This window comes from Telluria sp. LT1R51-2 (genome assembly GCF_059685775.1).
Map to the genome: position 1 here is coordinate 1,083,761 of NZ_JCASIM010000001.1, position 25,559 is coordinate 1,109,319.

At 65.2% G+C, this 25,559-nt stretch carries 24 protein-coding genes; 10 read left to right on the forward strand and 14 right to left on the reverse strand.

Annotation, left to right across the window (positions count from 1 at the left end; genetic code table 11):
* Positions 1-288 precede the first annotated feature (288 nt).
* Positions 289-1,662, reverse strand: a complete 1,374-nt coding sequence (locus tag AC56LH_RS04800) for a DEAD/DEAH box helicase (protein WP_499644479.1) — start codon at positions 1,660-1,662, stop codon at positions 289-291.
* 246 nt (positions 1,663-1,908) lie between these two features.
* Positions 1,909-2,688 (reverse strand): inositol monophosphatase family protein, encoded by a 780-nt coding sequence (locus AC56LH_RS04805; RefSeq protein ID WP_183553544.1) that lies wholly within the window; start codon positions 2,686-2,688, stop codon positions 1,909-1,911.
* A 181-nt stretch (positions 2,689-2,869) separates the two neighbouring features.
* Between AC56LH_RS04805 and AC56LH_RS04810 the strand changes: the two genes are divergently transcribed.
* From AC56LH_RS04810 to AC56LH_RS04830, 5 genes are all read left to right on the forward strand, one after another.
* The gene (locus tag AC56LH_RS04810; protein WP_499644481.1) at positions 2,870-3,649 is read left to right on the forward strand and encodes an RNA methyltransferase; all 780 of its coding nucleotides are present in this window, start codon (positions 2,870-2,872) and stop codon (positions 3,647-3,649) included.
* A 94-nt stretch (positions 3,650-3,743) separates the two neighbouring features.
* Positions 3,744-4,706: an esterase/lipase family protein gene (locus tag AC56LH_RS04815; protein WP_499644483.1), complete on the forward strand. Its 963-nt coding sequence runs from the start codon at positions 3,744-3,746 to the stop codon at positions 4,704-4,706.
* 60 nt (positions 4,707-4,766) lie between these two features.
* Positions 4,767-5,630, forward strand: coding sequence for a response regulator (locus AC56LH_RS04820; protein ID WP_499644485.1), 864 nt, complete (start codon positions 4,767-4,769; stop codon positions 5,628-5,630).
* A 63-nt stretch (positions 5,631-5,693) separates the two neighbouring features.
* Positions 5,694-6,389 (forward strand): TetR/AcrR family transcriptional regulator, encoded by a 696-nt coding sequence (locus tag AC56LH_RS04825; protein WP_482898206.1) that lies wholly within the window; start codon positions 5,694-5,696, stop codon positions 6,387-6,389.
* Positions 6,390-6,400: 11 nt separating this feature from the next.
* Complete coding sequence (locus AC56LH_RS04830; protein WP_499644487.1) at positions 6,401-6,997, forward strand: LOG family protein; 597 nt, start codon at positions 6,401-6,403, stop codon at positions 6,995-6,997.
* Here AC56LH_RS04830 and AC56LH_RS04835 read toward each other — a convergent pair.
* The 7 genes from AC56LH_RS04835 to AC56LH_RS04865 all read right to left on the reverse strand — a co-directional run bounded on the left by AC56LH_RS04835 (position 6,994) and on the right by AC56LH_RS04865 (position 15,008).
* Positions 6,994-8,100, reverse strand: coding sequence for a diguanylate cyclase domain-containing protein (locus AC56LH_RS04835; protein WP_499644489.1), 1,107 nt, complete (start codon positions 8,098-8,100; stop codon positions 6,994-6,996). The genes AC56LH_RS04830 and AC56LH_RS04835 overlap by 4 nt on opposite strands.
* Positions 8,081-10,834 carry a bifunctional diguanylate cyclase/phosphodiesterase gene (locus tag AC56LH_RS04840; RefSeq protein ID WP_499644491.1) on the reverse strand — a complete coding sequence of 918 codons (2,754 nt, stop codon included), beginning with the start codon at positions 10,832-10,834 and terminating at the stop codon, positions 8,081-8,083. The genes AC56LH_RS04835 and AC56LH_RS04840 overlap by 20 nt, the downstream gene beginning before the upstream one ends.
* 13 nt (positions 10,835-10,847) lie before the next feature.
* The gene (locus tag AC56LH_RS04845) at positions 10,848-11,288 is read right to left on the reverse strand and encodes a phosphate ABC transporter substrate-binding protein (RefSeq protein ID WP_499644493.1); all 441 of its coding nucleotides are present in this window, start codon (positions 11,286-11,288) and stop codon (positions 10,848-10,850) included.
* Between the two features lie 5 nt (positions 11,289-11,293).
* Positions 11,294-12,457, reverse strand: a complete 1,164-nt coding sequence (locus tag AC56LH_RS04850) for a hypothetical protein (RefSeq protein ID WP_499644495.1) — start codon at positions 12,455-12,457, stop codon at positions 11,294-11,296.
* Between the two features lie 295 nt (positions 12,458-12,752).
* The gene (locus AC56LH_RS04855) at positions 12,753-13,286 is read right to left on the reverse strand and encodes a YgjP-like metallopeptidase domain-containing protein (RefSeq protein ID WP_499644496.1); all 534 of its coding nucleotides are present in this window, start codon (positions 13,284-13,286) and stop codon (positions 12,753-12,755) included.
* A gap of 198 nt (positions 13,287-13,484) precedes the next feature.
* On the reverse strand, positions 13,485-13,820 hold the full coding sequence (locus AC56LH_RS04860) for a KGG domain-containing protein (protein WP_499644498.1): 336 nt from the start codon (positions 13,818-13,820) through the stop codon (positions 13,485-13,487).
* A gap of 156 nt (positions 13,821-13,976) precedes the next feature.
* On the reverse strand, positions 13,977-15,008 hold the full coding sequence (locus tag AC56LH_RS04865; protein ID WP_499644500.1) for an NADP-dependent oxidoreductase: 1,032 nt from the start codon (positions 15,006-15,008) through the stop codon (positions 13,977-13,979).
* Positions 15,009-15,135: 127 nt separating this feature from the next.
* On the opposite strand from AC56LH_RS04865, the gene AC56LH_RS04870 reads away from it, so the two are divergent.
* Both AC56LH_RS04870 and AC56LH_RS04875 read left to right on the forward strand, forming a co-directional pair.
* Positions 15,136-15,678, forward strand: a complete 543-nt coding sequence (locus tag AC56LH_RS04870) for a YaeQ family protein (protein ID WP_499644501.1) — start codon at positions 15,136-15,138, stop codon at positions 15,676-15,678.
* Positions 15,679-15,718: 40 nt separating this feature from the next.
* Positions 15,719-16,198 (forward strand): copper chaperone PCu(A)C, encoded by a 480-nt coding sequence (locus tag AC56LH_RS04875; protein WP_499644503.1) that lies wholly within the window; start codon positions 15,719-15,721, stop codon positions 16,196-16,198.
* 52 nt (positions 16,199-16,250) lie between these two features.
* Here AC56LH_RS04875 and AC56LH_RS04880 read toward each other — a convergent pair whose 3' ends face one another.
* On the reverse strand, positions 16,251-17,024 hold the full coding sequence (locus AC56LH_RS04880) for a head GIN domain-containing protein (protein ID WP_499644505.1): 774 nt from the start codon (positions 17,022-17,024) through the stop codon (positions 16,251-16,253).
* 196 nt (positions 17,025-17,220) lie between these two features.
* Between AC56LH_RS04880 and AC56LH_RS04885 the strand changes: the two genes are divergently transcribed.
* Both AC56LH_RS04885 and AC56LH_RS04890 read left to right on the forward strand, forming a co-directional pair.
* Entirely contained in the window at positions 17,221-17,703 is a 483-nt protein-coding gene (locus AC56LH_RS04885; RefSeq protein ID WP_499644507.1) for a DMT family transporter, read from the forward strand.
* A 72-nt stretch (positions 17,704-17,775) separates the two neighbouring features.
* On the forward strand, positions 17,776-18,897 hold the full coding sequence (locus AC56LH_RS04890) for a type IV pilus twitching motility protein PilT (protein WP_499644509.1): 1,122 nt from the start codon (positions 17,776-17,778) through the stop codon (positions 18,895-18,897).
* 12 nt (positions 18,898-18,909) lie between these two features.
* Here the strand turns inward: AC56LH_RS04890 and AC56LH_RS04895 are convergent, their stop codons facing one another.
* From AC56LH_RS04895 to AC56LH_RS04910, 4 genes are all read right to left on the reverse strand, one after another.
* Positions 18,910-20,184 (reverse strand): c-type cytochrome, encoded by a 1,275-nt coding sequence (locus AC56LH_RS04895; protein WP_499648395.1) that lies wholly within the window; start codon positions 20,182-20,184, stop codon positions 18,910-18,912.
* Positions 20,184-20,894: a c-type cytochrome gene (locus AC56LH_RS04900; RefSeq protein ID WP_499644511.1), complete on the reverse strand. Its 711-nt coding sequence runs from the start codon at positions 20,892-20,894 to the stop codon at positions 20,184-20,186. Before AC56LH_RS04900 ends, AC56LH_RS04895 begins: the two co-directional genes overlap by 1 nt.
* 61 nt (positions 20,895-20,955) lie before the next feature.
* Entirely contained in the window at positions 20,956-21,555 is a 600-nt protein-coding gene (locus tag AC56LH_RS04905; RefSeq protein WP_499644513.1) for a 3'-5' exonuclease, read from the reverse strand.
* Between the two features lie 38 nt (positions 21,556-21,593).
* Complete coding sequence (locus tag AC56LH_RS04910; protein WP_499644515.1) at positions 21,594-22,148, reverse strand: ProQ/FINO family protein; 555 nt, start codon at positions 22,146-22,148, stop codon at positions 21,594-21,596.
* 555 nt (positions 22,149-22,703) lie between these two features.
* On the opposite strand from AC56LH_RS04910, the gene rpoD reads away from it, so the two are divergent.
* A complete protein-coding gene (rpoD, locus tag AC56LH_RS04915) occupies positions 22,704-25,454 on the forward strand; it encodes an RNA polymerase sigma factor RpoD (RefSeq protein WP_499644517.1) in 2,751 nt (916 codons plus the stop codon).
* The last annotated feature ends 105 nt before the right edge of the window (positions 25,455-25,559 follow it).

The window sequence follows — 25,559 nt, forward strand, 5'->3', positions numbered from 1 at the left end:
GCAAATGAGCTTTGGAGAAACAAAAAGCGGCTGACCATGCCAGATCTTTCAGAGACGCAATGGCGATGCTGCGTATTCACGATGTCGGGTGCCGATTGGAGAAAAAAACAATGAGGGTCAGAGTCGAATTAAATGACAACTTTTAAAGTTGTCAAACAATTCGACTCTGACCCTCATTATTGGGTAAGAGCTTTTGCGACATTGACCTTTGGGTGAAGTCGAATTGGCGGGCGTTGTGACAATCTTTCCCGATAATTCGACTCTGACCCTAATTAAGCCCTAATCGGGTTAGCGGTCGCGGCGGACTGCTGAGGCGGGGCGGGGACCGCTGCGTTTTGCGGCTGCGGGGGCGCCGCCGGGCGCGCGGGGCTTGTTGCCGCCACCGCCACCGCCGCCGCCGCCGCCGCCGTTGCCACGGCCACCACCATTGCCACCGCCCGGACGGCCGCCGCGGCCGGTGTGGCCTGGGGCGCCGCTGCGCAGCTGGATCGGTTGTGGCTTGGCGTTCATGTCGGGCTCAAAGCCTTCGATGACTTCGCGCGGCAGCGTTTGCTTGATGAGCTTTTCGATGTCTTTCAACATCTGGTGTTCGTCCACGCACACCAGCGACACCGCTTCACCCGTTGCGCCGGCACGGCCCGTGCGGCCAATGCGGTGGACGTAGTCTTCCGGGATGTTCGGCAGGTCGTAGTTCACCACGTGTGGCAACTGGTCGATGTCAATCCCGCGCGCGGCGATGTCGGTAGCGACCAGCACCTGCAGGCTGCCGTCCTTGAACTCGGCCAGCGCCTTGGTACGTGCCGACTGGCTCTTGTTGCCGTGGATCGCCATCGCGCCGATGCTGTCCTTGCCCAGCTGCTCGACCAGCTTGTTGGCGCCGTGCTTGGTGCGCGTGAAGACCAGCACCTGCGTCCAGTTGTTCGCCTTGATCAGGTGCGACAGCAGCGGGTGCTTCTTGTCGCGGTCGACCGGGTGGATCTTTTGTGCGATGACTTCGACGGTCGAGTTGCGGCGCGCCACTTCGATCATCTGCGGGTTGTTCAGCAGGCGATCGGCCAGCGTCTTGATCTCTTCCGAGAACGTGGCCGAGAACAGCAGGTTCTGGCGCTTGGCCGGCAGCAGCGCCAGCACTTTGCGGATGTCGTGGATGAAGCCCATGTCCAGCATGCGGTCGGCTTCGTCCAGGATCAGGATTTCGACTTTCGACAGGTCAACGGTGCCCTGGCCAGCGTGGTCCAGCAGACGGCCCGGCGTGGCGACGAGGATGTCGACGCCATGCTTGAGCAGCTTGATCTGTGGATTGATGCCGACGCCGCCAAAGATGACGGCCGAGTTCAGGTTCGTGTACGTGCCATACAGGCGCACGCTTTCCTCGACCTGAGCCGCGAGTTCGCGGGTCGGGGTCAGGACCAGTGCGCGGATCACGCGTGGCGAAGTCTTGTTTTTCTGCGCTGCGCCGATCGTGTCGTTCGACAGGCGATGCAGGATCGGCAGCGTGAAGCCGGCGGTCTTGCCGGTACCGGTCTGGGCGCCGGCGAGCAGGTCGCCGCCGTTCAGCACGGTTGGAATGGCCTGGCTCTGGATCGGGGTCGGGGCGGTGTAGCCTTGTTCGGTTACCGCGCGCACGATCGCGTCAGAAAGACCAAGTGAAGAAAATGACATAGATTTTTTCAGTAAAAAAGCGGCCCGTCGCCATGCTTGGCGGCAGTCCTGGAATCGGATTGATCGATGCAGGCGCGCAAGCTAGCGGGCGCCCGGACGCTGCCGCAAAGGCGGCTGGCAGGGATTATAGTGAAGTGTATTTCACTGTAGAAAGTATTTGATGCAGAACTCTGTAACGTATTGTACAAAAACACAGGCCACTGGCAAGCACCGCCTGCGAGTGGCCTGATTGTTACAACGTGTATTTTACGCGAAAGGCGACAACAGCGGGACAAGCGCGCCGAAAACCTTCGGACCGGCGGCGATCACGTCGCCCTTGTTCAGGTAATCGGATTCGCCGCTGAACTCACCGACGATGCCGCCTGCTTCGGTGACCAGGAGGGCGCCGGCGGCGATGTCCCAGATCTTCAGGTTCTTTTCAAAGAAGCCGTCGATGCGGCCGGCGGCCACGTTGGCCAGTTCCAGTGCAGCCGAACCGCCGCTGCGCACGCCGTGGCTGCGCGAGGCAACGACTTCGTACATGCGCAGGTATTCGGCCAGTGCGCGTGGATCCGGACCGTGGCCCGACGACAGCAGGGCGCGGCCGATGCGCTCGGTGCTGCGCACGCGGATACGCTTGTCGTTCAGGTAGGCGCCGCCGCCCTTGGTGGCGGTGAACAGGTCGTTGCGGACCGGGTCGTAGACCAGGCCGTTCGTGATCACGCCGCGCTGCTTGAGCGCGATCGAGATGCAGTAGTTGGGGTAGCCGTGCAGGAAGTTGGTGGTGCCATCGATCGGGTCGATGATCCACACGTTTTCACTCTCGTCGTTCAGATTGGCTGATGCACCGCTTTCTTCGGCCAGAATGGCATGGCCCGGATACGCCTTGAGCAGCGTTTCGACGATTTCATGCTCCGCCGCCTGGTCGACGTCGGTAACGAAATCGTTATGTTGCTTTTCTGAAACGACGATGCGGTCGATGTCGAAGGACGCACGGTTGATGACGGTGGCGGCGCGGCGGGCGGCCTTGATGGCCGTGTTGAGCATTGGGTGCATGGAGGCTTTTCCGTAAGAACGCGAACGCCCACTCACGCACCGATGGGGCGCCGTGAACGATCAGCTATTGAAGAGTGATTAAAGAGCAGGGTGGTACTGGAACCCGTTACAATCCGGGGCTTGCCCCCGCTACCGTAAAACCGTCCGCACCACGCGATGGTCGCTATTGTAAATGAACCCGACCCAAACCGACACTTCTTCTTTGCCCTCGCCGCCGCTGTTCGGCCGTTTGCGTTTCGTCCTCGTCGAAACAAGCCGCGCCGGCAACATCGGCTCGGTCGCGCGTGCGATGAAAACAATGGGCTTTACCGATCTGGTGCTGGTCACGCCGAAATGCGCCGACTTCGTCAATGACCCGGAAGCCGTCGCCTTTGCCAGCGGCGCGGGCGACGTCCTGAACAACGCACGGGTCGTGCCCGATATCGGAGCTGCGCTCGACGGCTGCAACTTCGCCGCCGCCGTCTCGGCCAGATTGCGCGAATTCTCGCCCCCGGTGTGGACCCCGCGCGCGTTCGCCGAGCACGCCGGCGCCAGCCCCGAGCTGCGCGCGGCCATCGTGTTCGGCAACGAGCGCGTCGGGCTGCCGAACGATATCGTCGAGCGCTGTAATGTCTTGATCAACATCCCGGCCAATCCCGACTATTCGTCGCTGAACCTGTCGCAGGCGGCCCAGGTGCTGGCCTACGAGGCGCGCATGACTTGCGTCAGCGGCGCGCCCGATACGCGTGGCGTCGGCTTCCAGGGCGATGCCGCCACCGTGACCCAGATCGACGGCATGTACGCGCACCTCGAACAGGCCCTGATCGCGATCGGTTTTTTGAATGCCGACAACCCGAAAAAGCTGATGCCGCGCATCAAACGCATGTTTGCGCGCGGTGGCCTGGAGCTTGAAGAAGTCAACATCCTGCGCGGCATCGCCCGCGCGATCCTGAAGGACGTGCCACCCCGTTGATGTGCTTGGCACGCCAGGCCTATACTCGCATCATGGACACCGCCCGTACCGATCCGGCCCCACGCCGCGCCAGCGCCCCGAACAGGCGGCCGGCATGAGTTCGCGCCAGTTGCTGCGCCTGGTCCTGCTCGTGCAGGTGCTGGTCGCCTGCGCCATCGGCGCGGCTGTCGCCCGGGCCGGCGCCGCGCCGTGGCAAGCCGCCGCCATCGGTCTGGCGAGCGTGGTGCTGGTGCGCCTGGCGATCAACGCAAACAATTTCGTGATGAGCTGGCGCGTTGCCAGTCCCACGCCGCCGCAATATCGGATCGGCGTGGTGGCCGCGGTGCGGATGTTCGGCGAAGAGTTCGGCGCCAGCATGCTGACCAGTTCCTGGCACATGCCGCGCGCGCGAGCGCGTATATGCATCCATCCTGATGGCAGCACGCTCCCGGTCCTGCTGCTGCACGGCTACGGTTGCAACAGCGGCTACTGGGCGCACCTGACGCCGCGGCTCGATGCGGCCGGGATCAGCCACGCCGCGCTCGATCTGGAACCGCTGACGGGCGACATCGACGGCTTTGCCGATGCGATCGAAGAGGGCGCAACACGGTTGCGGCGCGAGGCCGGCGCGCAGCAGGTCATCGTCGTCGGCCACAGCATGGGCGGCCTGGCCGCGCGCGCCTGGCTGCGCCGCCATGGCAGCGCGCATGCGGCGCGCGTCATCACGCTCGGTACACCGCACCACGGCACCTGCATGGCGGCGTTCGGGATCGGCACCAACGCTTTGCAGATGCGGCGCGCGGGTGTCGACGGGCCCGCCTGCACATGGTTGGACGAGCTCGCCGCGCACGAAGATGCCGCCACGCGCGCGCGCATCACGTCGATCTACACGCACCACGACAATATCGTGGCGCCCCAGACGTCATCGCATCTGGCGGGCGCGCGCAACATCGAACTGGGCGGCGTCGGCCACGTTGCGCTGGGGCGTAACCGGCGCGTGCTGGCGGTCGTCATGGACGAGATCGGTCGCCTGCAAACGGCCTGTCCGGCACCGCCTGTTTTGCACGGCGCTGCGTGAATCCACCCCGCGCCCGAGCGTGGTACAGTGATGTCAATAACGCATCCTTCGGAGTATCCAGTGGCGCGCATCCTGATCATCGAAGACAACCCGGCCAACATCGAACTGATGTCGTTCCTGCTCAGCGCCTATGGTCACGCGCCACTGAGTGCGGCCGACGGCCCCCGCGGCGTGGCCGCTGCGCGCAGCGAGCGCCCCGACCTGATTGCCTGTGACGTGAACCTGCCTGGCATGGACGGGTTTGCCGTCCTGGCCGAACTGAAGGGTGACCCGGCGCTGGCTGGTGTGCCGATCCTGGCCGTAACCGCGCTGGCGATGACGGGGGATCGCGAAAAAGTCCTGGCCGCCGGCTTCGATGGCTATATCAGCAAGCCGATCGAACCCGAAAGTTTCGTGGCCGAGCTCGAGGCCTTCCTGACCACCGCACCAGCGGCTGCGCCCGCAGCGGCTGCAGCGCCGCCCCCAGTCACGACGATGGCGGCCAATGACACCATGGCCGCCGCTGCCACGCCCGACGCCGGCGGTCGCACGCTGCTGCTGGTCGACGACGACCGTTTCATGCTCGGCGTGCTCAACGACATGCTGATCGGCCAGCCGTACCGCGTCCTCAGCGCCTGCTCGGGCGAAGAGGCGCTCCAGGTGCTGTCGCACGAACCGGTCGAAGTCATCCTGTGCGACCAGGCCATGCCCGGCATGCGCGGTACCGAGGTGCTGGCCGAGGCGGCGGCGCGGTACCCGAACACGGTGCGCCTGATGCTGTCGGGCCAGCCAGACCTGACCGACATCGAAGCAGCCATCAAAAGTGGCGTGGCCGATGGCCATTACATCAAGCCACTCGGCGCGCGGGCGCTGCGCGAGCAGCTCGACGAAGCGTTTCGTCTGCAGAGCGCGCGCGGCATGGGGGTCAGTCAGGTCAGCCGGTAGATTGCTCGTTAGAACGACCGTTCGATGATATCCTTGCGGGAACAAACACGAACAGCGGCCTACATGCAACAAAAAGCACCGCGCCGGACCCGTGAACGCATCCTCGAGCTCTCGCTCAGGCTGTTCAACGAGTTTGGCGAGCCCAATATCACGACCACCGTCATTGCCGAGGAGATGAACATCTCGCCCGGCAATCTGTACTACCATTTCCGCAACAAGGATGATATCGTCAACTCGATTTTCGTCCAGTTCGAGGCGGAGATCGAGCGCATCCTGACGGTGCCGGCCGGGCGCCGCTCGAACATGGAAGACGTGTGGCTGTACCTGCACCATATGTTCAAGCTGATCTGGCGCTACCGTTTCTTCTACCGCGACCTGAACGATCTGCTGTCGCGCAACCGCAAGCTCGAACTGCACTTCAAGGCCATCCACGCGCACAAGATCAAGGTCGCGCGCCAGCTGTGCGAAGACTTGCGCAGCGAAGGTTCGCTCGACGCGTCCGACCAGCAGATCGGCGCGATGGCCACCAATATGGTGGTGGTGGCAACTTACTGGCTCTCGTTCGAATACGTGCGCAATCCCCGCAAATACAGCGAGCAGCAGGCGATTGCCGACGCGCTTGCGCGCGGCTGCTACCAGGTGCTGTCGATGATCGGCCCCTACCTGAATGGCGAGACGCGCGTGCTGTTCGAGAAGCTCTCTGACGATTACCTGAAAAAACTGTCGGCCGATGCCCGGCCCGGCGCTGATTTCCTCTGAAAATGTCTACGATGAAAACCCTTGCTGTCTACTGCGGCGCCGCGCATGGCGTCAACCCTGTCTACGCCGACGCCGCGCGCCTGCTGGCCCGCGCGATGGTCGACCACAACATCAGCCTCGTGTATGGCGGCGGCAAGGTCGGCTTGATGGGCGTGATCGCCGATGAAGTGCTGCGTTTGGGCGGGGAAGCCACCGGCGTCATCCCGCGCGCGCTGGTCGAACGCGAAGTCGGCCACGCGGGCCTGACGCGCCTGTTTGTCGTCAAGGACATGCACGAGCGCAAGGCGATGATGGCCGACCTGTCCGAAGGTTTTATTGCGATGCCCGGCGGGATGGGCACGCTGGAAGAATTGTTTGAAATGGTGACCTGGGCCCAGTTGGGTATTCACGCCAAGCCGATTGGCCTGTTGAACGTGAACGGCTTTTATGACGGCCTGCGCGCCTTCGTGGGCCACCAGGTGGCCGAAGGGTTCGTGCGGCCCGAGCACGAAAACCTGATGATCGCCGACAGCGATCCCGACCTGCTGATCCAGCGCCTGCGCGCGGCGGCGCCGCTGGCGTTGGCGTCCAGCCTGCCGGCGGCCGCCGCCGACGAATTGAAAGGCTAGTCGGCTTCGATCCGGTCGCGTCCCGCCGCCTTGGCCCGGTACAGAGCCTTGTCCGCGCGGCTGATCGCTTCCATGAACGGTTCGCCATTGCGGCGTTCGGCCAGGCCGGCCGAAAAGCTGATCCTGCGCGCCGGATCGAGGCCGTCGACCTGCAGCGCGTGCACGCGCGTGACGATGCGCTCGAGCACCTGGCGCGCCGCCTGCGCCGTGGCGTCGGGCAGCAGCAATAAAAATTCCTCTCCACCCCAGCGTGCCAGCGTGTCGTGTTCGCGCAGCGCGCCGTGGGCCGCGCCGGCAAACCCGCGCAGCACCGCGTCACCCACCGCGTGGCCATACTGGTCGTTGACCTGCTTGAAGAGGTCGAGGTCGAGCAGTGCCACGCAGCTGGCCGTCGGCGCCGAACGCCGTTCTTCTGCGCCCAGCAATTCGTTCATGTGGCGACGGTTCGCCAGCGACGTCAATTCGTCGACCGTGGCCAGCAGGCGGATGGTCTCGAGCGCCGCCAGCAGTTCCTGCCGGCTGGCCTTCATGCGCCGGCGCAGCTTGGTCATTTCGCTGGCGAGCAGCGTGGTTGCCAGCAAGGCGGCAGCCAGGTAGCCGAAGCTCATCGCTTCGACCGCGGGCGGGTGGCCCCGCGGATCGACTGCCTGCAGATACCACATGATGCAGGCCATGCCTGCCAGTGCGGCGCCGGCCAGCAGCAGTGCGCGGCGCGGGTGCATGGCAAAGGTGCAGAACGCGATCGCCACCACCAGCATGCTCAGCAGCGAGGCGCGCAGCGGGCCGGCAATCGCATAGCCGGCGATGGTGCAGCCGATGGCAAACAGCGACTGCAGCGCGGCGAGCATGTCGGGTGCGATCTTCAGCCGCGTGCTGAAGCGGATCAGCGCATAGAACGCAAGCGTGCCGCACGCGGCGATGATGCTGAGCACCAGTGCGGGGCCGCGCGGCGTGTAGCCGGCCCCGACCTGCGCCGCCAGCAGGCCCATGGTGGCCACGTACAGCATGGCGGTGGCGAACCAGTAGTTGCGCATGCGGCGCAGCATCAGCGCGTCCTGGGACGGCGCTGCATCCGTGCTGGTATTACTCGGGGCAGGGGGCATGCGCGTCTCCTGCGCCGTCTGCGAGCAGGCGGGCAATCTCGCCGGCCGGGAGCGGACGGCTGAACAGGTAACCCTGCATTTCGTCGCAGTCGTTGGCGCGCAGGAAGTCACGCTGCTGCTCGGTCTCGACGCCTTCGGCGATCACGCGCAGGTCGAGCTTGTGGCCCAGCGAGATCACGGCCATCGCAATCGCCTGGTCGTCCGGCGAATCGGCAAGATCGGCGACGAACGATTTGTCGATCTTGAGGCGGCTGATCGGGAATGACTTGAGCGCCGACAGGCTCGAGTAGCCGGTGCCGAAGTCGTCGATCGACAGCGCCACGCCCATCGCCTCGAGCTCGCGCATCTTGTCGACCGAGCGGCCCAGGTCGCGCATGATCAGGCTTTCGGTCACCTCGACTTCGAGGCCGTCGGCCGGCAGGCCGCTGGCGCGCAGGGCGTCAGCGACGCGTTCGACCAGACGCTTGTCTTCGAACTGGCGCGCCGAGACATTGACCGACACGCTCACTGGCGGCAGACCCTCCATGCGCCAGGCCTGGGCCTGGGCGCAGGCGGTGCGCAGCACCCAGTCGCCGATCGGCACGATCAGGCCACTCTCTTCGGCCAGACCGATGAAGCGCAGCGGCGAGACCAGGCCCTGCTCCGGATGGTGCCAGCGAATCAGCGCCTCGACGCCGAACAGGCAATTCGTGCGCAGGTCGATTTTCGGCTGGTACAGCAGCTGGAACTGGCACGGGCCCGGATAGTCTTCGGCGCAGGTGTCGATCGCCGCGCGCAGGCCTTCGAGCAGCACGAGTTTCTCGTCGACGCTCTCGTTCATTTCGCTGACGTAGTACTGCACGTTGTTGCTGCCCAATTCCTTGGCGCGGTACATGGCCACGTCGGCGTGCATCATCAGCGCATTGGCGCTGGCGCCGTCGCGCGGGTAGAACGTCACGCCAATGCTGCAGCTGACCTGGACTTCCTGGCCCTCGACCAGCACCGGCTCGGTGACCGCTTCGCGCACCCGTTCGAGCAATGGCGCGATCGCCATCGGGTCGCCCGCCAGTTCCGGCAGCAGGATCACGAATTCGTCGCCGCCGAAGCGCGCCAGCGTGTCGTCGCGGCGCAGGCAGCGGTGCATGCGCGCGCCGACCACCTTGAGCAGTTCGTCGCCGGCATTGTGGCCCAGCGTGTCGTTGACCAGCTTGAAGCCATCGAGGTCGATGAACGCCAGGCCAACCGCTTGTCCCGCCCCGGCGGCGGTAACGATCGCCTGGCCCAGGCGTTCGCGCAGCAGGCTGCGGTTGGGCAGGCCGGTCAGGTCATCGTGGTGGGCCAGGTGACGGATGCGCTGTTCGCCCATCTTGCGCTCGGTGATGTCGCGCACGATCACCACCACGCCGCCTTCGACGGCCACGGCCTGGCGGTGCAGCCAGACACCGGGCTGGGGCAGGGTCTGCGCCTGCCATTCCGTTTCGCGCGCAATGCCGTCGCGCGCCACCGCCGACAGATCGTCAAAGACGGATTGACTGATCGATGGCGGCAGCAGGCCCGAGATCGGCTTGGCGGCCATCTGGTGCTTGGTAAGGCTGGTGAAACGCTCGGCCCGGCTGTTGGTGGTAGCAACGACGAAATCGCGTACCTCGCCGCGTGGACCGAACACGGTGCGCAGCACGAAGAAGGCGTCAGGGCTGGCTTCGGATGCGGCGGCGTAGGTTTCCTGCGCCAGCCGTTCGCGCCGGCGCGCCTTGGCGAGCTGCCATGACCAGGCGCTGACCAGGATCACGACGGCGATCAAGAGCGCGCTGGCCGCACCCGCACCGAGCAACCAGGCGCGTCGTCCCTGGTAGAACCCGGCCATCTGTTCGGCTTCGGACAAACCGGCCACCGCGACCAGCGGGAAACTGTTCATCGAGCGGCTGGCGACGGTGCGGGCTTCGTCCCCGAGCACGGGGGCGCCGCGCGCGCGCGTGCCGGCTGCCACGCCGCCGTTCACGCCCAGTGCAAAGCGCTGGCCCCACGAGACGGTTTCGCCGATGCGCAGTGCGCGCAGCACGCCGTCCGTGCCCGCCATGCCGAGCAGGCCGCGATCGCCCTGGCGCGAGCGTTCGTAGCCGCTGGTGAAATAGGCCGGGTCGAGCGCCACGACGGCCACGCCGGCAAAGTGGCCGCTGGCATCGTTGATACGGCGCGAAAAATGGACGATCGGTTCGTGCGACGACTCGCTCAGGTTCGTCAGGCTGACGAATGGCACGTCGTCGCGCGTCTGGCGATGGAATTCGAACCACGCGCTACCGGCCAGGTTGCGGCCCTTCGATGCCGGATTGCTGGCGACGATGCGCCCGCTGGCATCGCTGATCTCCACCCGGAACACGAGGCCGGGCGGCAGCAGACCCTTGGCTTCGAGTGCGGGCAAGGCGCCGGTCGGGCCGTTCTGCTCGACGGCGTACTTCAGCACGCGCAGGGTCTGGTCGATTGCGCTCAGGCTGCGCGCCAGTTGCGCTTCATAGGTGTCGAGCAGTTCCTGGGTGGCGTCGCGGGTGGCCGCGATGGCGGTACGGCGCTCGGCGTCGATCACGTGCAGGGTGCCGAACCACATCGCGCCCAGCAGCGCCAGCGCAAACAGCGGCAACGAGATGTGCGTCTCGAGCGCCAGCGCAAGCCAGCGCGCCAGCCGGCCGCGCGCGCGCGGCGCGGCGGCCGACGGTTCGTCGCCGGCGGCCAGCGCCGGCCCGCTAGGACGCGCGAGCATGTTCACGGCGTGCTCACTGCAGCACCAGCACGGGGCGCACCGACGGGTCGAGCGCGGCGCGCTCGATGTAGCCGATCATCGACGGATTGTCGGCCACCATGCGGCGCACGGCGGCGTCGCTGGCGGCTTCGCGTGGCGGCTGGCCGCGGCCGGTGAACACCATCTTGGACCAGTGGGCCTTGAGCAGCGCCGGGCTCTTGCCGGTGAGCTGGCGATAGAACAGGTCGCGCTGCGCTGCGCCCAGCCCCTGGTCGATGGCGACAGCGGCCGCGCCATCCGGGAAGCTGCCGGTCTGGCCGAGGAAGATGGCGCTGACCTGCTCGGCGTTGAGCACCGGGTTCGGGTTGCGGCTGGAGACGATGACGACCAGTTCGGCCGACGCGCTCGTGGCGACGAAGCACAGCGTGCACAGGACCAGCATCTGGCGGGAGTAAGTACCGAGGCGTGTTTTCATCGGCGTCAAAAGACAAAGTCCAGCGCAATGCTGGTCACGTTGACCGTGCGATCCGAACGAAACGCAGGCGTGGAATTGATCAGGGTGCCGCGCGAGCCGCCGCGCGGGCGCACTTGCTCGAACTGCAGCTTGAGGGCGACGTCAGCGGCGACGTCCCAGCGCACGCCGGTGCTCCAGGTGGTCTGGATCGGAATCGTCGCCAGCAGCATGTTCAGCGCGCCGTTGATCTGGGCGGCGCCGGCGGCGACCGGCGGGGGCAGGCCTGCGAGTGACAGGCCGGGGTCGGACGTCGCCACGTCGGCGCGGATCTGCGCATAACCGACGTAGGGCGTAAATGCGCCCTGGCGCCAGCCGGCGCCGACATACACCGAGGTGCCGCCACCGAGCAGCGAGTCGGTGCGGGTGCGTCCCGTTTCAGCGGTCACGAACCAGGCGCCGGGGTCGTAGCTGGCGCCGGCGCTGATCATCGAGACGCGCTTATCGACGATGGCGTAACGCTCGGCCAGCATCTGGCCCTGCGGGCCGAACATGCGCAGGCCTGCGAACAGGTCCGCGGCGATGTCGGTGTTCAGGCGCGCGCGTGCTGCCGACAGGCGCACGGTCAGCGGGCCATAGTCGATGCTGTGCGACAGGCCCAGGATGTTCTTGGCGTCGATTTGCAGGCCGTAACCCAGATCCTGGTCGGTACTGCCCGAAAACACCTGGGTTGCATGGCGCACCGCGCCCGCATTCCAGCGCCAGGTCGCGTCGACCCCGTCGCTGCTTGAAATCGGCAGTGCGCCGTAGACTTCGACCGGCGTGCGCACCCAGGGAATGGTGTAGCCGACCTTGCGCGATTCGGCGCCGAGAAAGACCGGCAGTGCAATGCGGCCAACGCGCACGGCGAGATCGGGCGTCATCTGGTACTTGATATTGGCCCATTCGATCCGCGGATGGTAGCTGTGGTCGAGGCGCTGCTCGCTGATCACCTGCAGCACGCCCGACCAGGCGCCCTGGCTGACGTCGAGCTGGGCGCCGAGACGGCTGTCGACGTTCGGGCTCCACGAACCGGACAAGCCGGCGCCACTGGCACGCAGGATGGACGAGCTGAAATCGGCCTCACGGCTGTTCGAATGGACCACGCCGAGCGTGCCGAAGCCAGACAGCTTCCACGTGGGAGCTGCGGCCATGTCAGGCGCCGGGTTGGCGGCCTGTGCCTGTTCTGGTGTCTGCGCCTGTGCATATAGCGGCGTGCAGGCGAGCACACAAGTGGCAAATGCGGCAGGCAATAGCGTGCCGGGAAAATAGTGCGAAAGCATGTGATGAGATGTTGGCGCCAAGGGCCTGTATGGTGTCGGGTGACGCCGGGCCAGAACCTGACGACTCTAGCGAAGCACACGTTCAAAGTCGAGCGGAGCACGACAAGACAGACAATTGGCGAGGATTTTTGTTGCGCATGTGCAACGTTAGTTGCGCATGGTAGCATCAACGCGAAAGCACTGCTGGTTCGACTTCCCACAAGCGTGCGCCGGCCAGATCGAGCCAGGTCAGGTACAGCCGTACGTCGAACTCCAGCTGGTGATAGGCCGGTTCCATCCAGCTGCACAGCTTGTAGAACGCCTTGTCGTGTTCTTTTTCTTTCAGGTGCGCCAGTTCGTGCACGGCGATCATGCGCAAAAACGGCAGCGGCGCATCGCGAAACAGGCTGGCGATACGGATCTCGTGCTTGGCCTTGAGGCGCGCGCCCTGAACCCGCGAGATGGCCGTGTGCAAGCCGAGCGCATGCTGGACCACCTGGATCTTGCTGTCGAAGGCCACTTTTGACACTGGCGCGGCCTGGCGCAGGTACTCGTCTTTCAGGTCTTGTACATAGTCGTACAGCGCGCGGTCGGTGCGAATGCCGTGCGGCGCCGGATAGCGCTGGCGCAGCGTGTCGCCAAGGCGGTTCTGTGCGATCAGGTCGCTGACCTGCGTGCGCAGTTGCTCGGGGTAGGCGGTCAGGTATTTCAGCGTTTGCATAAGCCGGGCAATGTACCACAGGGGGTGGTGCCGTGCCCGAATGGTTGGCCAGGACGTGGGGTGACGGCCGTTGTCGGGAGCCGGCCGGCGCCGGGAGCGGGCCTGCGCAGGGAGCGGACCGGCGCAGGGAGCGGGCTGGCGCAGACATATTGCGCAAACGCGTCGCTCCCGCGCTGGCAGGAAACGACGCGGACAAGATCAGCTGTCCTTGCCCTGGCGATTGCCTTTGTCGGCCAGCGCCGCTGCCGCCGCGCGTTGGGCTGACTGCCGGCTCTCGCCACCCTTGCGGCCGATGTCGGCCATGTGCGCGCGGTTGCGGCTGACGGCTTCACCGCCTTTCTGGCCGGCGCGGCGCGCTTCTTCGGAATCGAATTCGTGCGCCGTGCCTTTCTGGTGCGCTGCCTGGCCGCCCTTGCTGGCGATTTCGCGCTGCTGGTTCTGGTCCATCGCTGCAAAACCCCGCTTTGCCGGTTGCCCGCTTTTCTGGGCAGTGCCGGTAGTCGTGCCCTTGCTGTTCTCTTTGCTGGTCGCCATGTCGATCTCCTTCTGCCCTTGGGCTGTCAGTGATAGAGGTCGTGCCCGAATGCCACGAGCGCGCACAGAGGATGCGCGCTCGTGTTTAGAGAGACGTGGTGAGCGTTAGTTCCACCGTTTTCGTGCAAGGGCAGGCCAGCGGCAACTGCGGTGTGCCTAGGCGTCGGCCACCTTCAACACCAGCTTGCCCAGGTTGCGGCCCTCGAACAGCATCAGGAGCGCCTGCGGGAATTGTTCGAAGCCGTCGACCACGTGCTCGTGGCTGGTGATTTCGCCCGCCGCCAGCCATGTGCCCAGTTCGGCCACAGCCTCGTGGTAGCGCGGGGCGTAGTCGAACACCACCATGCCTTCCATCCGCGCGCGGTTCACCAGCAGCGCCAGGTAGTTCGCCGGCCCCTTGACGGGCGCCGTGGCGTTGTATTGCGAGATCGCGCCGCAGATCACGATCCGCGCCTTCAGGTTGATGCGCGTGAGGACGGCGTCGAGGATGTCGCCGCCGACATTGTCGAAATAGACGTCCACACCTTGCGGGCAATGCTGCTTGAGCGCCGCGTGCAGGCCGCCCGCCTTGTAATCGATGCAGGCATCAAAACCCAAATGCTCGACGACGAAGCGGCACTTCTCGGCGCCGCCCGCAATGCCGACCACGCGGCACCCCATGCGTTTGGCGACCTGGCCCACGGTCATGCCGACGGCGCCGGCCGCGCCCGAAACAACGACCGTGTCGCCGGCCTTGGCCTGGCCGACCTCACGCAGGCCGAAGTACGCCGTCATGCCAGGCATGCCGAGCAGGTTCAGCCACGCAGTAAGGTTGCCAATGCGTGGATCAATTTTGACGAAACTGGCGTTCTTGTCATCGGCGGGGCCGGACCAGTAGCGCTGTACGCCAGTGCCGCCGGCCACATGGTCGCCCACCGCAAAGCGGGGCGAGCGCGACGCCACCACGACGCCCAGCCCGCCGGCGCGCATGACTTCGCCGATGGCAACCGGGCGGATATACGATTTGCCTTCGTTCATCCAGCCACGCATGGCCGGGTCGAGCGACAAATAAAGTACCTTGACCACGATCTCGCCCTCAGCGGGCGCCGGCACCGCCTGTTCGTGCAGTTGCCAGTCGTGGGCCTGCGGCAGCCCGACCGGGCGGGCAGCGAGCAGGAATTGCTGATTGGGTGGAAAGGTGTCGGTCATGCGGGTCTCCCTGGCTGGTTGGATGATCTGTGCCAGGAAGTCTATACCGCGCCGTCGCCCGGCGCGCGCTGCGCATGCGACAATAGCGGGTTCCTCTACCGATCAATCCGTTCAAAGCACCGCACCAATGGCTATCAAAGCGACCATCTACAAGGCTGACCTGTCGATTGCCGACATGGACCGCAACTATTACCAGGAACACAGCCTGACGATCGCCCGGCATCCGTCCGAGACCGAAGAGCGCGTGATGATCCGCGTGCTGGCCTACGCGCTGCACGCCGACCCGGCGCTGGCGTTCACGAAAGACCTGTTCGACGTCGATGAGCCGGCACTGTGGCTCAAGGACCTCACCGGCGCCATCGACCTGTGGATCGAAGTGGGCCAGCCCGATGAAAAGCGCCTGCTGAAGGCGGCCGGCCGCGCCGAGAAAGTGATCGTCTACAGCTACAGCGCGACGAGCAGTATCTGGTTCAAGGGCATCGCCAACAAGATCGAGCGCGCGAAAAACGTCAGCGTGATCAACATCCCGGCCGACATCAGCGCCCAGCTCGAGAAGATGGCGTCACGCTCGATGGCGCTGCAATGCACGATCCAGGATGGCCAGGTGTGGCTGACCGATGGTACCGACACCGTGCTGGTCGAGCGTGAAGCCTTGCGCGGCGCCGTGTAAGATTGTATTTTTCACTGACCTCAACTAGCCAAGGATTGCCATGACCCGTCACCTGATCGCCGCGCTTGCCGCGGGCCTGTTTTCCGTCTCCGCGCTGGCCCAGGTCACCGTGACCGAACCGTGGGTGCGCGCCACCGTGCCGGCCCAGAAAAGCACGGGCGCCTTCATGCAGCTGCAATCGGCCACGCCGGCGCGCCTGCTCGAGGTGCGCACGCCGGTCGCCGGCCGCGCCGAAATCCACGAGATGGCGATGGAAGGCCAGGTGATGCGCATGCGTCAGGTGAAAAGCATCGATCTGCCGGCCGGCAAGCCGGTCGTGCTGGCGTCGGGTGGCTACCACGTGATGCTGCTGGACCTGAAGCGCCAGCTGAAAGAAGGCGAGAACGTCGAGCTGACCCTGGTAGTACAGGACGCCGCCGCCAAGCGCCAGGAAGTCAAAGTGACGCTGCCGGTCATGCCGCTGACGCACAGCGGCAAGCCGGCAGCGCAGGATGCGCACGGTGCGCACGCGGGTCATTGAGCCACTGAGCCACTAAGTCGCTAAGCCGCTGAGTGCAGCGGCGCCTGCACCATCAGCGCGGCGCGTTGCCGATGCGCCGCACTTCTCCCGAACCCGCCACACTGCGGCTCACTTTCGGATCGCCGTAATAGCCGACATCGCCCGACCCGGCGATGCTCGCGCGCAGGTCATTCTTTGCCCACACCGTCGCGTCGCCCGATCCGGCGATGCTCACGCGCGCCGAATCGGCGGCGATCTTGCCCATGTCGACATCGCCTGAACCACCGATCGACACCGACAGTTCGCGTACCGCGCCGCCATCGGCGCGCAGGTCGCCGCTGCCGGCCACGCTGGCGGAGACCGTCTCGGCTTCCAGCCGCGCGATCTGGATCTTGCCCGAGCCGCCGACGTCCAGGTCCAGGCGCTTGCCGCGCAGGACATCCGCATCGATGGTGCCCGAGCCGCCCAGCGACAGGCGTTCGATCTGGCGCGCCGTCACGACGATCTTGAGGTTGCGGGTACGCAGATTCAGGTTGCGTTTGGCAGGACGGATGCGCAGCATGCCGTCTTCGACGCGTGTCTCGACCAGCGCCTGCAGATTGTCATCGGTCTCGACCGTGACGCTGTCGACGTTGCCACTACATAGTTCCAGCCGGCCCGGCAAACCCAGCGCGATACCATTGAACGACTCGACCTTGCGCGCCTGGCGCGTGACAGTGCCACTGCCCTCGACTTGTTCGCCGCCGAATGGCCAGGCCATGGCCGTCGGGGGCGCCAGGGTGCAGGCAAGGACGGCGGCCAGCATCAGGGCGCGCAGGGCAGGGGTGGAACAGACATGACGCGACATGGTGGGGCTCCTTGAAAGTCGGTGGGTATGCTGCACATCCTGGCAGGATGGCCCCGTTCCGCCGAGCCGTTTGCGACAGACTGCGCGCGGCGTGGTGTGAAATGCAACTGTGCGGATTAAGCCGCGTGCTCCGACGATCCAACACGCCCGCGCAAGATGCACTAAGATAGTGCGCTTTTTGCTACGGAGTAGTGCGATGAACGTGATTTTATTGGCGATGGCCTTCTGTGTGGGCATGGCCATGTCGGTGCAGGCGGCGATCAACAGCCAGCTGGCCCATTCGATCGGGGCCAATTCGGTGATGGCGGCGCTGGTGTCGTTCAGCTGCGGCACGGCGGTGTTGCTGGCGGTGGCGCTGGCCAAGAGCGGCGTCGGTGGCCTGGGCGCGACGCTGGCAGCCTTGCCATCGCAGCCGGCCTGGAAATTCCTGGGCGGCTTTCTCGGTGCGGCGTTCGTGTTCGGGACTGTGTTCCTGGCGCCTCGCATCGGGCTCCTCAGCCTGATCGTGCTGGTGATCGCCGGTCAGCTGCTCAGCTCGATGGCGATCGACCATTTTGGCCTGATCAATATGGCAACGCGCAAGGTGTCCGGCGTGCGCGTAATTGGTGCGCTGGTTGTGGTGGTCGGGGTGACGATCACGGTGTTCGGCGAGCGCATTGTTGCTAGTATGTCACGCTGAAGATTTTTTTCTTTTCTGCAATATTTGGGTTCTATAATGGTCGACACTTGATCTTTTACCAGCATCGGCCAGATGGAACATCACCAGTCCTCGCAGATTCCCACCCTGTCGTATATCGAGAACGAAGACCATCCGGTATTCGAAACGCTGGTCCAGCAGATCCTGCATCTGCTGAACTCGAAGCTGGTGTTTTCGGACATCATCATCCACCAGAACAGCCCCTTGATGCTGCGCCAGCCGAAGGGCCTGGTGGCGGTGACCGATTCGCCGATCACGAAGGAAGAGCTGGAAGAATTTTTTGATGTGATCGAGCCGAACTGGACGCAGCGCATCGCCTCGCGCGCGTTCGACCGCTCGATTGACCTGCACACGGCGCGCATCCGCGCCAACTGCTTCCGCTTCCAGGGCGGCAAGCGGATTGGCTGCGTGATCCGCCGCTTTCCAAAAGAGCCGATCCCGCTTGCCGACCTGGGCCTGTGGGACGACGAGCGCGAATTTGCCAGCCTGACCAGCGGCCTGGTCCTGATCATCGGCGACACCTGCCAGGGCAAGTCGACGACGATTGCGTCGATCCTCGACGAGATCAACCGCCACCGCTCGGGCCACATCATCACCATCGAAGACCCGGTCGAAACGCTGATCCCGCAGCGCAGGTGCATCATCACGCAGCGCGAAGTGGGCGAGGACGGCGACGTCGACAGTTATTACCTGGGCGCCTTGGATGCACTGCGCGAGCGGCCTGACGTGATCGTCATCGGCGAGATCCGCGATGCCGAGACGGCGCAGGAAGCGCTGGCGCTGGCCGAATCCGGCCCGCTGGTGCTGGCGTCGCTGCATGCGCGCTCGACCGAGCTGGGCCTGCAAAAAATGCTGCGCCTGCTGGGCAACACGGACGCCCAGGCACAAGCGCTGGCGCACGCGCTGCGCGGCGTGCTGTGCCAGGCGCTGCTGCCATCGGTGGAGGGCAACCGCTATCACCTGGCCACCGAATGCCTGACCCCGAGCCCGGCCGTCGTGCGCATGCTCGAAGCAGGGGACCTGGGCAGCATCCGCGCGCACATGAATCGCGGTATCGATGCCGGTTGCCACACGATGAATGCGTCGCTCGAAGGCTTGCTGGCGTCGCACAAGGTACGTCTGGAAGATGCACGCAACGCCACCACCGATCGGGTGGCGTTTGCCGATATGGTGTGAGTCCCTGGCGGCTCAGTCGAGCGACACCGCCCGATAGCGATTGACCTCGGTCGCCGTCACCGGCGCGCCGGCATTGCCCCAGCTGGCACGGATCCAGGTCAGCACGGCGGCCACCTGCGCATCATCGAGTTCATGCCCGAACGGCGGCATCCCGTACGGCCGTGGGTTGCCGCGCGTGCCGGGCGGGAAGCCGCCGTTGACCGTCATCCGGATCGCGTTCACGGCCGGCGTCATGGTCACCGCGCGGTTGCCGGCCAGCGGCGGGTAGGCCGGCATGCGTCCCTTGCCATCGTCGCCATGACATGCCGCGCACTGCGCCGCGTAGAGCCGGCCACCTTCGGCCAGTACCTGTTCCTCCGCTGGCGCCGCCGCCGATGCATGCTGCGCAGCCTCGGACGTGGCCGCGAGCGATTTCAGGTAACCCGCCATCGTGCCCAGATCGTCCGGCGTCAGGTACTGCAGGCTGCGCGCCACCACTTCGGCCATCGGCCCGGTCGCCGCGCCGCGCGGCGAGATGCCGGTGCCCAGCAGCGCCACGATATCCGCGTCGCTCCAGTCACCCAGGCCGGCCTCATGGTTGGCCGTCAGTGATGGCGCATACCAGCCGAGGGTCGGGATCATGCCGCCAGCCAGCGCGCCATCCGCCGCGCCCAGGCTGTTGCGGGTGCTGTGGCAGGCGCTGCAATGGCCCAATCCCTCGACCAGGTACGCGCCCCGGTTCCAGCTGGCGCTGCGCGCCGGTTGCGCGGCATATTCGGCGGGCCGGAAATACAGCAGGCGCCAGCCGGCCAGCAATGCCTGCTGGTCGTACGGGAAGCGGATGTCGTGCGGCCGGTTTGCCTGGCGCTGCGGCGGCAGGCTGCGAAAGTAGGCAAACAGCGCATCGGCATCGGCGCGCGTGACCTTCGTGTAGTTCGTGTAGGGGAAGGCCGGATACAGCAGGCGGCCGTTTGGTGCGATGCCATTGTGCAGCGCGTTCCAGAAGTCGTCGGCGCTCCAGGCGCCGATGCCGGTGTCGCGGTCGGGCGTGAGGTTCGGGCCGTAAAAGCGCCCGAACGGCGTATCGAGCGCGCGCCCGCCGGCAAATGCCACGCCGCCACGCGCCGTATGGCAGGCGATGCAGTCGCCTGCCCGCGCTAGATACGCGCCGCGCGCGACGTTGGCGGGCGTGGACGCCCAGGCGGCGGGCGAACTGGCCGGGACGAATTCGGCGCGCGGCCACGCCATTGCGATCGCGACGCCGACGGCGGCCACCACAGCCAGCAGAACAAGGCGGACGGTCTTCATCATGGCGCACTACCGCAGAGTATGGGCAGCGGCCGGGCGACCGCATCGGCCGGCCGCGGGTCGGGCGGCATGGGCTGCGCCGCCAGCCAGCCCGAGACGGCGGCGACATCGTCGGGCGACAGGCGCGCCGCCACCTGGCCCATGCAATCGGGCGCATGGGCGCGCCGCACGCCGTTCCGCCAGGCGCCGAACTGCGCGTTGATGTAATCGCGCGGCAGGCCAAAGAGGCCCGGGATGGCGGGCTGCACGCCGGTCAGGCGCGCGCCGTGGCAGGCGATGCAGGCGGGGACCCCGCGCCCCCGGTCGCCCTCGTGCACGAGCTGGCGCCCCCGGTCACGCTGCGCGGGCGACAGGTTCATGGGCATGGGCGGCAGCACGGTCGGCGCCTGCGCGGCAAAGTGCGCGGCGATTTCGCGCAGGTAGGCGTCTGGCAGGTGCCCGGTGAGGTACGTCATCACGGGATAGTGGCGCCGGCCATCCTGGAAATTGCGCAGCTGGTGATACAGGTAGCCGGCCGGCTTGCCGCCGATACGCGGATAGAAGCTGTCGTTGACGGGATTGCCGCGCGTATCGACGCGTGCGTGGCAGGTGGCGCAGGCGAGCAGGCGCTGGGTGAGGGTGTCGGGAACGGGCTGTGGCGCGGCGTTGGCCACGGACGTTGCAGCGCAAAGGAGTGCAGCAGCGGACCAACGGAAGCAGCGAGACATCATGGATTCACCGGCAGCATGGACGCTGACGATGATAGCGCGAATCTTGAACGCCGCGCGGGATTCAGACTGCCGGCGTTTCCGCTTTCCAGCGCCGGTAGATCCGCAGCGCCGCATGCGCGTCGTCTGCCGCATATTGCAACTGCTTGTCCGACAGGTGCGGCAGCGACCAGTTGGTGGTCGTGATGCGCTTGGATTTTTGCAGCCGCTGACCGAAGAAGCGCTCCACGGCGCTCTTGGCGCCCAGCGGATTCTTTTCGCCGCGCCGGCGCAGCGCCGTCGACAGATCGAGCACGTTGCGCAGTTCGATGCCGAACTTGGACTTCAGCCGCTTGACGTCGTCACCCAGGCCAAAACCCACCTTGAGGATGCTGCCGGAGGCTAGCACGGGTTCCAGCACGGTGAAGGCGAGCGCGTTGCCGGCCGGCGTGGCGGTCTGGAACAGGAAGGCGAACTCGTCGGTGGCAAGTTGCACCAGGTGCGGCCCGGTCGAGACTTCGCCCTTGGCGAACGTGGGCTTGGATTCGGTGTCGAAGCCGATGACGTCGGCCGCGAGCAGCGTTGCGAGCGCCTGCTGCGCGTCGGCGTCGGAGCGCACCAGCCGCACATGGGCAGGGTCGATGCCGATGTAGGCGGGCAGCTCGGGTTGCAGGTCGGTTTGCATGCCTTCTGCTGCCGCGTCCTTCAAGGCGTCGCCCGAATTCAAGTCTTCGAGAACTTGGACGCCAGCGCCTGCAGCTTTTCCTGGCGCTTGCGGTTGTTTTCTTCTTCGAGGGCGGCGTCGCGCTCGGCCTTCTTGCGGTCGGCTTCTTTCTTGAAGCGCTGCTGCAGCTGCTCTTTCGCGTGCAGGCGGTGCGCCTCAGGCACTTCGGCGCCAGCGGTGCCGTCGAGGTCGTAGCGGACCTTGGCTTTTTCCATCGCGCGCAGATAGCGCATCGAACCGGTGTGGATGCCGAGGGCGGCGCGCATCGTTTTCTTGTCCAGGCCCGGCATGCGTGCCTGCAGCTGCTTGTCGATACCGATCGACAGCGGCAGGCAATCACGGAAGGCGGGATACTCCTGCTGGAGTTGCTTGAGCAGCGAGCGCGCCGACTGGCCTGATGCCGGAGCCGCAGCAGGTGCGGCAGCCTGGGCTACTGGCGCTGTCGGCTCGACTGACTCAACTGACTCGGCTGGCGACTGCGTTGGCTGCTGTGCATCCGGGATGGCCGGCGCGGCGGTGGTGTCGACGGACTCTGCAGGGGTATTGGTATTCATTGACTTCATGGTAAGAACAGGATTGCGAAGGATAGCACGGCGCTAAAAGCCGCATTGTACTAGTTCCACTAATAAATGTTGAGAAAGACGCACTGCAATGAAGCATCGAAACGCGAAATCGTGTATGATCCGCCTCTTGCCTTGAGTCCGGCTTGCGCCGGCGCAGACCAGCAAGAAGGTCGTGATGCCGGGGCAATGCACTATGTGACTCGTGGAAATCCTTCGCCGGATCGAGCGACGATCATCAAAACTTGCATTGGGGCGTAATGGCCCCATCTCCTATTCTTCTAGAAAAATAGATGCAAGCCCGTGTTAGCGGGCTTTTTTTCGTTCCGACATGCACAGCACGATTTTGAACAGCGACCAACGCCACCTGCCCGCAGCCCCGATATTACGCCGGCGCGCGCACCGAAGGGCAGGTCGAGCTTGAAGTCTGGCATGTCCGCCCTAAGGTAGGGCCACTTCCGTTCCCCATTCCCAGGTCCCGTACGCGGGGCCCGCTGGATTATTGACTTCGCAGGCGCGCTACTCGCCTCGACTGGAGAGTTTTAAGCTATGAAAAACACCGCCAAGACATTGACACTGACAGCGAAAAAAGCCCCGGCCAAAGCATCGGCCCCGCTGGCAGTGCCTAAAACCGCCACTTCCTACTTCCTCGAAACGGAAGCGGCGGCCAAGGTCACGGTGGTCAAGACCCGTTCGCGCCTGGCGACGCTCAAAGCCCAGGCCGACGCGATCCTGGCCGCCGGTGGCCCCGCAGCCGAGCCGGTTGCCGCCCCGGCCGTCGCTGAAGCCGCCCCCGCAGCAGTGGAACCAGTGGCCGCCGCGCCAGTGGAAGCTGCCGCGCCGGTCGAGGTGAGCACGCCTGAACCTGTCACTGCTGCAGCAGACACCGCCGCCGACACCGCGCTTGACGCCCACGATCCCGCCGACGACTACATGCCAACGCAGGCCAAGCCGGCCGCGCCACCGGTCATCGTGCGCAAGCGCGGCCGTCTGGCGGCACTGAAAAACGCCGAGCCGGAAGCCGACGTCGCTGCCGAAGCTGCACCGGCCGAAGCCGTGGCCCCCGCCGTTGCCGAGCCTGCCCCAGTGGCCGAGGAAGCGCCGAAAGTCGTGCGCACCCGCACCGCGCGCCGCGTCGACGCCAGCCCGGCGTCAGTGCCAGTTGCCCAGACCAATGCCGTCGGCACCGTGAGCAAGACCACCGACGCTGCTGCGCTGGCGGCGATCGATACGTCGGGCTACCTGCTGCCGCAGGTGAAGGTGCCTGGCCGCCGCGGCCGCAAGCCAAGCGAATTCGTGCCTGAGAACGACGAAGTCGCGGCACTGAATGCTGTCGAGCGCGCCGAAATGAAGGCCGCGTCGAAAGTGCGTGAGCGCAAGGCCAAGGGCATTGCGCTGCTGAAGGAAGAAGGCTTCTCGGAGACCGAACTCGAGCGCCGTCGCCAGCAGCTGAAGAACCTGATCAATATGGGCAAGGAGCGTGGCTTCCTGACCCACGCCGAGATCAACGATCACCTGCCGGAAAACATCATCGATCCGGAAGCGATCGAAGGCATCATCGCGACCTTCAACGACATGGGCATCGCTGTCTACGAGCGCGCACCGGAAGCCGAAATGATGCTGTTGTCCGACCAGGCCGTGACGCCGACGAGCGAAGACGAAGTGGAAGCGGCCGCCGCGACCGCGCTGTCGACCGCCGACTCCGACTTTGGCCGCACGACCGACCCGGTGCGCATGTACATGCGTGAAATGGGCGCCGTGTCGCTGCTGACGCGCGAAGGCGAAATCGAAATCGCCAAGCGCATCGAGCAGGGCCTGAAGGACATGGTTCAGGCGATCTCGGCCTGCCCGACGACGATTTCGGAAATCATTGCGCTGTCGCACAAGATCGCCAATGATGAACTGAAGATCGACGATGTGGTCGATGGCTTCGTCGACATGAACGACACGCCGGCGCCTGCTGCCTCGGTCGCCCACGCCGCTGCGATCAACGAAGAGGACGACGACGAAGAAGAGGAAGAAGTCGAAGAAGAAGAGGGCGACGTGAACAGCGGCGCCGCTGCCGGCTACTCGCCCGAGCAGCTCGCGCAACTGAAGAAGAGCGCGCTCGAGAAATTCGCACTGATCGAGCAGCAGTTCGACCTGATGGGCCACGCGTTCAAGAACAAGGGCTATGGCTCGCCGGCGTACGAAGATGCACAAGCCGTCATCTCGTACGAGCTGCTGGGCATCCGCTTTACCGCCAAGGTCGTCGAGAAGCTGTGCGACACGCTGCGTGGCCAGATGGACGAAGTGCGTTCGATCGAGCGCGCCGTGCTGGACATCTGCGTGAACCGCTGCGGCATGCCGCGCGCCCACTTCATCAAGGTCTTCCCGGGCAATGAAACCGATCTGCAATGGGGCGACCGCGAAGTCGACTGCGCGTATCCGTACAGCGCGGTGCTGAGCCGCAACCTGCCTGCGATCAAGGAACTGCAACAGCGCATGATCGACCTGCAGGCGCGCGTAGCGCTGCCGCTGGCCGATCTGCGCAAGATCAACAAGCAGATGGCAGCGGGCGAGAAGCGTGCACGCCAGGCCAAGCGCGAAATGACCGTGGCCAACCTGCGCCTGGTGATTTCGATCGCCAAGAAATACATCAACCGCGGCCTGCAGTTCCTGGACCTGATCCAGGAAGGCAATATCGGCCTGCTGAAAGCGGTCGACAAGTTCGAATACCGTCGCGGCTACAAGTTCTCGACGTATGCGACGTGGTGGATCCGCCAGGCGATCACGCGTTCGATCGCCGACATGGCCCGCACGATCCGCGTGCCGGTGCACATGATCGAGACGATCAACAAGATGAACCGCATCTCGCGCCAGATCATGCAGGAAACGGGCAGCGAGCCGGATCTGCCGACGCTGGCCCTGAAGATGGAAATGCCAGAGAACAAGGTTCGCGAGATCATGAAGATCGCGAAAGAGCCGATTTCCATGGAAACGCCGATGGGCGAGGACGGCGATTCGCAGCTGGGCGATTTCATCGAAGACAACGCGACGCTGGCCCCGCTGGACGCCGCGCTGCACGCGTCGATGCGCAACGTGATCAAGGAAGTGCTGGATTCGCTGACGCCGCGCGAAGCAAAGGTGCTGCGCATGCGTTACGGCGTCGAGATGTCGAACGACCACACGCTGGAAGAAGTGGGCAAGCAGTTCGACGTGACCCGCGAGCGCATTCGCCAGATCGAAGCCAAGGCGATGAGCAAGCTGCGCCAGCCATCGCGCTCGGACAAGCTCAAGACGTTCTTGCACAATCAGTAATTTGCTCTAGAGCGTCGGTGGTCTCGACGTGACAAAGCCGCCCGGTTCGCACCGGGCGGCTTTTTTTGTGCTGCCCCGTCAGCGGCAGTCGACGCCGTGTGTGCG

Bases quoted from the DNA above. Each gene is read 5' to 3' on its own strand.
- AC56LH_RS04800 (WP_499644479.1), bottom strand. From the start codon at position 1,662: ATGTCATTTTCTTCACTTGGTCTTTCTGACGCGATCGTGCGCGCGGTA.
- AC56LH_RS04805 (WP_183553544.1), bottom strand. From the start codon at position 2,688: ATGCTCAACACGGCCATCAAGGCCGCCCGCCGCGCCGCCACCGTCATC.
- AC56LH_RS04810 (WP_499644481.1), top strand. From the start codon at position 2,870: ATGAACCCGACCCAAACCGACACTTCTTCTTTGCCCTCGCCGCCGCTG.
- AC56LH_RS04815 (WP_499644483.1), top strand. From the start codon at position 3,744: ATGAGTTCGCGCCAGTTGCTGCGCCTGGTCCTGCTCGTGCAGGTGCTG.
- AC56LH_RS04825 (WP_482898206.1), top strand. From the start codon at position 5,694: ATGCAACAAAAAGCACCGCGCCGGACCCGTGAACGCATCCTCGAGCTC.
- AC56LH_RS04830 (WP_499644487.1), top strand. From the start codon at position 6,401: ATGAAAACCCTTGCTGTCTACTGCGGCGCCGCGCATGGCGTCAACCCT.
- AC56LH_RS04835 (WP_499644489.1), bottom strand. From the start codon at position 8,100: ATGCCCCCTGCCCCGAGTAATACCAGCACGGATGCAGCGCCGTCCCAG.
- AC56LH_RS04840 (WP_499644491.1), bottom strand. From the start codon at position 10,834: ATGCTCGCGCGTCCTAGCGGGCCGGCGCTGGCCGCCGGCGACGAACCG.
- AC56LH_RS04845 (WP_499644493.1), bottom strand. From the start codon at position 11,288: ATGAAAACACGCCTCGGTACTTACTCCCGCCAGATGCTGGTCCTGTGC.
- AC56LH_RS04850 (WP_499644495.1), bottom strand. From the start codon at position 12,457: ATGGCCGCAGCTCCCACGTGGAAGCTGTCTGGCTTCGGCACGCTCGGC.
- AC56LH_RS04855 (WP_499644496.1), bottom strand. From the start codon at position 13,286: ATGCAAACGCTGAAATACCTGACCGCCTACCCCGAGCAACTGCGCACG.
- AC56LH_RS04860 (WP_499644498.1), bottom strand. From the start codon at position 13,820: ATGGCGACCAGCAAAGAGAACAGCAAGGGCACGACTACCGGCACTGCC.
- AC56LH_RS04865 (WP_499644500.1), bottom strand. From the start codon at position 15,008: ATGACCGACACCTTTCCACCCAATCAGCAATTCCTGCTCGCTGCCCGC.
- AC56LH_RS04870 (WP_499644501.1), top strand. From the start codon at position 15,136: ATGGCTATCAAAGCGACCATCTACAAGGCTGACCTGTCGATTGCCGAC.
- AC56LH_RS04875 (WP_499644503.1), top strand. From the start codon at position 15,719: ATGACCCGTCACCTGATCGCCGCGCTTGCCGCGGGCCTGTTTTCCGTC.
- AC56LH_RS04880 (WP_499644505.1), bottom strand. From the start codon at position 17,024: ATGTCGCGTCATGTCTGTTCCACCCCTGCCCTGCGCGCCCTGATGCTG.
- AC56LH_RS04885 (WP_499644507.1), top strand. From the start codon at position 17,221: ATGAACGTGATTTTATTGGCGATGGCCTTCTGTGTGGGCATGGCCATG.
- AC56LH_RS04890 (WP_499644509.1), top strand. From the start codon at position 17,776: ATGGAACATCACCAGTCCTCGCAGATTCCCACCCTGTCGTATATCGAG.
- AC56LH_RS04895 (WP_499648395.1), bottom strand. From the start codon at position 20,184: ATGAAGACCGTCCGCCTTGTTCTGCTGGCTGTGGTGGCCGCCGTCGGC.
- AC56LH_RS04900 (WP_499644511.1), bottom strand. From the start codon at position 20,894: ATGATGTCTCGCTGCTTCCGTTGGTCCGCTGCTGCACTCCTTTGCGCT.
- AC56LH_RS04905 (WP_499644513.1), bottom strand. From the start codon at position 21,555: ATGCAAACCGACCTGCAACCCGAGCTGCCCGCCTACATCGGCATCGAC.
- AC56LH_RS04910 (WP_499644515.1), bottom strand. From the start codon at position 22,148: ATGAATACCAATACCCCTGCAGAGTCCGTCGACACCACCGCCGCGCCG.
- rpoD (WP_499644517.1), top strand. From the start codon at position 22,704: ATGAAAAACACCGCCAAGACATTGACACTGACAGCGAAAAAAGCCCCG.